Source organism: Bacillus sp. CGMCC 1.60114 (genome assembly GCF_042676365.1).
In the GTDB taxonomy this organism is placed as follows: Bacteria; Bacillota; Bacilli; order Bacillales; family Bacillaceae_G; genus Bacillus_A; species Bacillus_A rhizoplanae_A.
The window spans coordinates 66,573-73,143 of sequence record NZ_JBHTHG010000073.1 but is presented as its reverse complement, the minus strand read 5'-3'; the positions used below and the strand labels follow the sequence as shown (position 1 = coordinate 73,143).

The 6,571-nt window shown below is 38.9% G+C and carries 6 protein-coding genes and 11 tRNA genes; 1 reads left to right on the top strand and 16 read right to left on the bottom strand.

What is annotated here, in order from left to right; all coding sequences use genetic code 11:
• Nucleotides 1-108: 108 nt before the first annotated feature.
• The 12 genes from ACFQZ1_RS11605 to ACFQZ1_RS11550 form a co-directional block, all read right to left on the bottom strand.
• A tRNA-Gly gene (locus ACFQZ1_RS11605) sits at nt 109-179 on the bottom strand.
• 1 nt (nt 180) lies between these two features.
• A tRNA-Pro gene (locus ACFQZ1_RS11600) sits at nt 181-257 on the bottom strand.
• 4 nt (nt 258-261) lie between these two features.
• Nucleotides 262-338 (bottom strand) — tRNA-Arg (locus ACFQZ1_RS11595).
• Between the two features lie 84 nt (nt 339-422).
• A tRNA-Leu gene (locus tag ACFQZ1_RS11590) sits at nt 423-508 on the bottom strand.
• An 18-nt stretch (nt 509-526) separates the two neighbouring features.
• A tRNA-Lys gene (locus ACFQZ1_RS11585) sits at nt 527-602 on the bottom strand.
• 5 nt (nt 603-607) lie between these two features.
• Nucleotides 608-682: transfer RNA gene (locus ACFQZ1_RS11580), tRNA-Gln, on the bottom strand.
• A gap of 131 nt (nt 683-813) precedes the next feature.
• A tRNA-Asp gene (locus ACFQZ1_RS11575) sits at nt 814-889 on the bottom strand.
• A 17-nt stretch (nt 890-906) separates the two neighbouring features.
• Nucleotides 907-982, bottom strand: a tRNA-Val gene (locus tag ACFQZ1_RS11570).
• A 4-nt stretch (nt 983-986) separates the two neighbouring features.
• Nucleotides 987-1,061: transfer RNA gene (locus ACFQZ1_RS11565), tRNA-Glu, on the bottom strand.
• Nucleotides 1,062-1,068: 7 nt separating this feature from the next.
• Nucleotides 1,069-1,159 (bottom strand) — tRNA-Ser (locus ACFQZ1_RS11560).
• Between the two features lie 8 nt (nt 1,160-1,167).
• Nucleotides 1,168-1,242: transfer RNA gene (locus tag ACFQZ1_RS11555), tRNA-Asn, on the bottom strand.
• Between the two features lie 105 nt (nt 1,243-1,347).
• Entirely contained in the window at nt 1,348-1,812 is a 465-nt protein-coding gene (locus ACFQZ1_RS11550) for a SprT family protein (protein ID WP_377882327.1), read from the bottom strand.
• A gap of 107 nt (nt 1,813-1,919) precedes the next feature.
• On the opposite strand from ACFQZ1_RS11550, the gene cmpA reads away from it, so the two are divergent.
• On the top strand, nt 1,920-2,039 hold the full coding sequence (gene cmpA, locus ACFQZ1_RS11545) for a cortex morphogenetic protein CmpA (RefSeq protein ID WP_377882326.1): 120 nt from the start codon (nt 1,920-1,922) through the stop codon (nt 2,037-2,039).
• A 121-nt stretch (nt 2,040-2,160) separates the two neighbouring features.
• Here cmpA and ACFQZ1_RS11540 read toward each other — a convergent pair whose 3' ends face one another.
• The 4 genes from ACFQZ1_RS11540 to alr all read right to left on the bottom strand — a co-directional run bounded on the left by ACFQZ1_RS11540 (nt 2,161) and on the right by alr (nt 6,454).
• Complete coding sequence (locus tag ACFQZ1_RS11540) at nt 2,161-4,329, bottom strand: Tex family protein (RefSeq protein WP_377882325.1); 2,169 nt, start codon at nt 4,327-4,329, stop codon at nt 2,161-2,163.
• Between the two features lie 65 nt (nt 4,330-4,394).
• Nucleotides 4,395-4,745 carry a type II toxin-antitoxin system endoribonuclease NdoA gene (gene ndoA, locus ACFQZ1_RS11535; protein ID WP_020063273.1) on the bottom strand — a complete coding sequence of 117 codons (351 nt, stop codon included), beginning with the start codon at nt 4,743-4,745 and terminating at the stop codon, nt 4,395-4,397.
• Nucleotides 4,746-4,749: 4 nt separating this feature from the next.
• A complete protein-coding gene (locus tag ACFQZ1_RS11530) occupies nt 4,750-5,037 on the bottom strand; it encodes an antitoxin EndoAI (protein ID WP_000004571.1) in 288 nt (95 codons plus the stop codon).
• Nucleotides 5,038-5,284: 247 nt separating this feature from the next.
• Nucleotides 5,285-6,454 carry an alanine racemase gene (gene alr / locus ACFQZ1_RS11525; RefSeq protein ID WP_377882324.1) on the bottom strand — a complete coding sequence of 390 codons (1,170 nt, stop codon included), beginning with the start codon at nt 6,452-6,454 and terminating at the stop codon, nt 5,285-5,287.
• Between the last annotated feature and the right edge of the window lie 117 nt (nt 6,455-6,571).

The following is a 6,571-nucleotide window of genomic DNA, read 5'->3' as shown; positions in this document are numbered from 1 at the left end:
TTCATCCTGAGCCAGGATCAAACTCTCCAATAAAGTGTTTGTCTAGCATCATAAATAAAAATTGACGTTTCACGTTGTTTGTTTCGTTCAGTTTTCAAAGAACTCAAGAGCGGGTGAAGAGAATCGAACTCTCGACCAGAGCTTGGAAGGCTCTTGTTTTACCACTAAACTACACCCGCATGGTCGGGAAGACAGGATTCGAACCTGCGACCCCCTGGTCCCAAACCAGGTGCTCTACCAAGCTGAGCCACTTCCCGTAAATGGCGCGCCCGAGAGGACTCGAACCCCTAACCTTTTGATCCGTAGTCAAACGCTCTATCCAATTGAGCTACGGGCGCTTAATGTATGTTGTTTGTTTTTTGCGACTTTATTAATATACCATGGTGGTAAAATTAATGCAAGCATTTTTTTATTTCTTTTTTTGGTGCGGCCGAGAGGACTTGAACCTCCACGGGGTCGCCCCCACTAGGCCCTCAACCTAGCGCGTCTGCCATTCCGCCACGACCGCGTTACAACACCTTTAAAATGGTGAGCCATGAAGGACTCGAACCTTCGACCCTCTGATTAAAAGTCAGATGCTCTACCAACTGAGCTAATGGCTCTTAAATGGCTGGGCTAGCTGGATTCGAACCAGCGCATGACGGAGTCAAAGTCCGTTGCCTTACCGCTTGGCTATAGCCCATCGATTTAATCGAATAAATTAACATCTTTGAGGATATTACTTGAATTCACTTCACAAGATTTTTTAGTGAAGAAAAACATTTTATCATACCCTCTAACAAAAAAACAACTTCCATCTACTAGAAGTTTAAATGGCGGTCCCGACCGGGGTCGAACCGGCGATCTCCTGCGTGACAGGCAGGCATGTTAACCACTACACCACGGGACCTTTATTTTTTGATCATATGGTGGAGGATGACGGGATCGAACCGCCGACCCCCTGCTTGTAAGGCAGGTGCTCTCCCAGCTGAGCTAATCCTCCGAAGTGGTGACCCGTACGGGATTCGAACCCGTGTTACCGCCGTGAAAGGGCGGTGTCTTAACCACTTGACCAACGGGCCAAAATTATGGCAGAGAAGAAGGGATTCGAACCCTCGCACCGCGTAAGCGATCTACTCCCTTAGCAGGGGAGCCCCTTGAGCCACTTGGGTACTTCTCTATATTATATGGCTCCGCAGGTAGGACTCGAACCTACGACCGATCGGTTAACAGCCGATAGCTCTACCACTGAGCTACTGCGGAATAAGAAAGACATTTTTTATCTTATAAAAAATCATTTTACAAGTCAAGCACTTCTTACAATATCTTGTAGTGAGCTGACATGTTTATAATATACTGGATTGATTTTTAACTGTCAAGGTGTTTTTTTACCTGCTTCAAACGTCCTTTACACTTCCCGCAAACGTAGCGATTTGTATTTACTCTTCTCCTTCTTATGTATTGGGAGCCACACGATAAACAAACATATATGTATTGTTTTTTCTCTTTCATCTCATCAGGAATCCTCTTGCAAAAACGCGGCGCATCTACCTTATTCAATAACTCACGAAAATCCCTGTCTCTATGTCGGTACCCCTTACCCATAATATGTAAATGATAATGACAAAGCTCATGCTTAATTACTGCAATTAATTCCTTTTCCCCATAGGTTTGGTAATAACGATAATTTAATTCTATATTGTGTGTCCTTAATATGTACCGCCCACCTGTCGTACGTAAACGTTTGTTAAATGTCGCTTTATGCAAAAAAGGCCTCGCAAAATATTCTACTGATATTTTCTCCACCAATCTCTGAATATCTATCCCCTGCATCCGTATCTCTCCTACTAATAAAAATAAATCTACACGTCTTTTTTGTCTCATGCATACATTAAATAGTACATATACCCATCCTCACTTCTATAAAAGGAGGGATTCATATGCCAGCATGGCTTCGTAAACAAATGCGGCGTGCTTATTATGAAAAAAACCGCTATCAAATCAAATTACTTAACGAATGCTGGTTTTTTTATAAAAAAAGCAATATTCTTAGCAAATAAAGGGAGCGGAACGTCCTCCACTCCCTTTTCATGTATCACAGACTTAATAGATAGCAGCCTCTATTCACAAATTAATTCTCAGTGCAGATTAAAAAAAGCCACAATGGTTCATTTTACTTCATCACTCTATTGGTAACATAGATAAAGCGACGCGTCCTTTTTTCATATCAACCTCATCGACCCACACTTTTACAATTTGTCCTACAGACACGATATCTAATGGATGTTTTACAAACTGCTTACTCATTTTTGAAATATGAACTAATCCATCTTGCTTCACACCAACATCAACAAAAGCACCAAAATCAACAACATTACGAACCGTACCTTCCAATTCCATGCCTCGTTTTAAATCTTCTAGTTTTAAAATACCTTTTTTTAGAAGCGGCTTCGGTAATTCATCACGCAAATCCCGTTCTGGACGAATAAGAGCATCAATAATATCTCGCAATGTCGGTTCACCAATGTTTGTTTGCTCTGATAACGAAGGAATTTCCACTTCTTCTAAACGCTTCTGCAAATGAGGTTGTCCAACATCTGTAATAGATAATCCTAGGATTTTCAATAACAGTTCTACATTCTTATATTGTTCTGGATGAATACTTGTTCGATCAAGCGGATTCTCACCTTCTAGAACACGTAAAAAACCGATACACTGTTCATATGTCTTCGCACCTAATCGTGGTATATCTTTTAACTCAGCACGTTTTGTAAATTTCCCGCTCTCTTCACGTTTTTTTACAATATTTTTCGCAACTGTTTTTGATAATCCAGAAACATATTGTAATAAAGAAACAGAAGCGGTATTTACGTTCACTCCAACTTGGTTTACAGCCGTTTCAACAACAAATGTTAACGATCCATTTAACTGTTTTTGTGATACATCATGTTGATATTGTCCTACCCCAACAGACTTTGGATCAATCTTTACTAATTCTGCAAGCGGATCTTGCAAACGTCTTCCAATAGAAACTGCACTTCTTTCTTCAACTTGCAAATCAGGAAACTCTTCCCTTGCCAAGTCTGATGCTGAATACACACTCGCACCAGCTTCATTGACAATAATGTAAAATACATCACGTGTAACTGCTTGTAATACATCTACTACAAACTCTTCCGTTTCACGAGAAGCTGTACCATTTCCAATTGCAACTACTTCTACTTTATACTTTTCTAAAATTGAAATACATTTCTTTTTCGCTTCTTCATATTTCTGAGCAGGCGGATGCGGATAGATAACGTCGATATGAAGCACTTTTCCTGTATCATCTACAACAGCAAGTTTACATCCCGTACGATATGCTGGATCTACAGCTAATACAATCTTCCCTTTCATCGGCGGTTGTAGCAATAAATTCCTTAAGTTCTCTGAGAAAATATGAATCGCTTGTTCTTCCGCTATCTCTGTTAACTCTTTACGAATTTCTCTTTCAATAGACGGTTGAATCAAACGCTTGTAACCATCTTCAATCGCCTCTTGCACATAAGAAGCACTTGGTGCGTATGATTTATGAATTACTTTTTTATGTAAAAACTGAAGAATTTCTTCACCCGGAGGAACGATTGCTACTTTTAAGATTTCTTCTTTTTCACCGCGATTCATGGCTAATACACGATGAGGTACAACTTTTTGTACTGGCTCTTCATAGCTGTAATACATTTCGTATACATTCTTTTCATCTTTCTCTTCATCTTTTACAACTGCTGAAATGGTTCCTTTTCTAAAAGTAGTATTTCGAATCCAACTGCGATAAGATGCTTCGTCAGACACGTATTCTGCGACAATATCTTTTGCTCCTTGTAACGCTTCTTCTGGTGAATGAACTTCCTTCTCTTCATTTACGAATACTTTTGCTTTTTCCAACGCATTGTCCTTCGCGAACGTTAATAACCAATCTGCTAAAGGTTCTAACCCTTTCTCTTTTGCAATTGTTGCTTTTGTTCTTCGTTTTTCTTTATATGGACGATATAAATCTTCCACTTCTTGTAGTTTTGTTGCAGAGATAATGTTACGACGCAACTCTTCTGTAAGCTTTCCCTTTTCATGAATTAAACGCAACACTTCTTCTTTACGATTTTCAAGTTGAGTGATATACTGCCATCTTTCTAAAATCGAACGAATTTGCACTTCATCTAATGAGTTTGTCCATTCTTTTCGATAACGAGCAATAAATGGAACTGTATTACCCTCCTCTGTCAGCTCGATAACATGACGCACTTGCTTCTCTGAAAAATTCAGTTCTTTCGCTAACATTTTCATTAATTCTTGGCGGTCATTTACCATTTCCATTTGCAACAAAACCTCCTTAATAATAAAAAAAGCTGCTCTTAAAAGAGAGCAACTTCAATGTTGAACTAAAAATCTATCAGTCCCAAACTAATTTGCAGAGCTTCATCTACACGATTCATCATCAGATCGTCTAACTGAGTGATTTTGTCCGTTAAGCGCTGCTTATCGATTGTTCGAATCTGTTCGAGCAAGATAACAGAATCTCTTTCAAACCCATACTTTTTCGCATCAATCTCCACATGAGTGGGCAATTTCGCTTTCTGGATTTGCGCAGTAATGGCCGCCACAATCACAGTAGGACTAAAACGATTCCCAATGTCATTTTGAATGACCAGAACCGGACGAACGCCTCCTTGCTCAGAACCAACAACTGGAGAAAGGTCTGCAAAATACACGTCGCCGCGTTTTACAATCAAGAGATTACCCCCCGCTAACTAAGCGTTCTACTGTATGAGCTGCTTCATACTCCGCTAAGAAAGCTTCAGATGCAATACCAAGATTAATTTTTCCCATTTCAATGTACCCACGTCGCATTGATTCATGCTGGTAGCGCTTCTTTGTTTTATGTTGGCGCAATAGCAATTGTGTTGCCTGGCAAATAAGTTCATGGCGATTCTTATTCTCTTGTTTTCCAATTCCGTCTAATTCTGTCACCACTTGTTTTGGCAACCGAACAACGATTTCAGTAGTTACACTTGATTCGGACACAAAAATACACCTCCACCGTCAACTACACACACACATATATATATGACACCTATTTTAATAATACCATTGTATGAAGCCTGTTGCAAAGACTTCCTGATTTCTTGTTTTATGTTTTCCAATTTGGAAATAAAACATTCATTTCCTTGTACTTTTCTATGTTCTTCTTTCAAATTGAGTTTCTCAACTTGTCAAAAAAGGACATACTCACCTTTTTATAAGTGTATACTTGAACTATGGAAGTCTCATCTTATATTTTATTTAAATAATTTACAATCTCTACAACTTTTCCATTTTTTACATATACACGCGGAACACGTAAACTGATTGTTGCAATAACTTCATAGTTAATTGTCTCTGAATACTCCGCAATCTCAGTAGCACTAATATATTTATCATCTTGTCTTCCAATCAAAGTCACTTTGGTTCCAAGCGGCACTTCATATGGCACACGAATCATCAGCATATCCATTGTAACCCTACCTACAATCGGCGCTCTTATACCATTTACAAGCACTTCGAAATCCTGTAACCTGCGTAACCAACCGTCGGCATATCCAACAGGCAATGTGGCAATCCATTCTTCTGTTTTCGTTCGATAAGTAGCGTTATAACTAATTCCAGTACCTTTTGTTACCTGTTTCATATGCATAACAGTTGTATGCCAAGATAATGCAGGGGTAAGCTCAATCGATAAAGAAGGGAGCATTTGTATAGACGGGATTAATCCATACATCGCAATCCCTATTCTAACAGCGTTAAAAATAACACTTTGAAAACGTAAAGTTGCCGCACTATTAGCTGTATGAATAAATTTTGGGGTCAATCCAAATTCTTTTAGCCAACTTAGTTGTTCCAAAAACATATTATACTGTTTATCAAAATAAGCTTTCTCTACCTCATCGGCTGTTGAAAAATGAGTATAAACTCCTTCCAGATTAAAAAAAGGGGTATCTTGTAAACTCTTTAAAAACTCTTTCAACTCCCCTTTTTCACGAATTCCAATTCTCCCCATTCCGCTATCGAAGTTAAGGTGAAAATGAAATAAACAAGAAGAATTCCAAGACTTTTTCGCTATTTCTATCCATTCTTTTTGAAACACAGTTAATGTAACGTCATTCTCCGCTGCCACATTAACGTCTTCCGGGCGTGAAGGACCTAATACTAAAATAGGCGATTTGATTCCAGCTCTTCTTAAGACAAGAGCTTCATCCAATAATGCAACAGCTAGTCTTGTAGCCCCTGCCGCTAATGCTGTATTTGCAACTTGCACCGATCCATGACCATATGCATTTGCCTTCACGACAGCAAAAACCTCCACATTTTTCGGAATGATGGATTTAATACGAGTCAAATTGTCATAAATCGCATCTAAGTTTACCTCTACCCACGTATCACGATAAAATGGCGATTTTTCCATCTAGAAAAAAACACTTCCTTTATACGATATGCAAAGCTTATTCTTTTATATTCACATTTTTTCTTACCTTTATTCCATCATAATTAAGCGCCACTTTCATCAACAGATTTTACACAC

Bases quoted from the DNA above. Each gene is read 5' to 3' on its own strand.
- ACFQZ1_RS11550 (WP_377882327.1), bottom strand. From the start codon at position 1,812: ATGCAGGGGATAGATATTCAGAGATTGGTGGAGAAAATATCAGTAGAA.
- cmpA (WP_377882326.1), top strand. From the start codon at position 1,920: ATGCCAGCATGGCTTCGTAAACAAATGCGGCGTGCTTATTATGAAAAA.
- ACFQZ1_RS11540 (WP_377882325.1), bottom strand. From the start codon at position 4,329: ATGGAAATGGTAAATGACCGCCAAGAATTAATGAAAATGTTAGCGAAA.
- alr (WP_377882324.1), bottom strand. From the start codon at position 6,454: ATGGAAAAATCGCCATTTTATCGTGATACGTGGGTAGAGGTAAACTTA.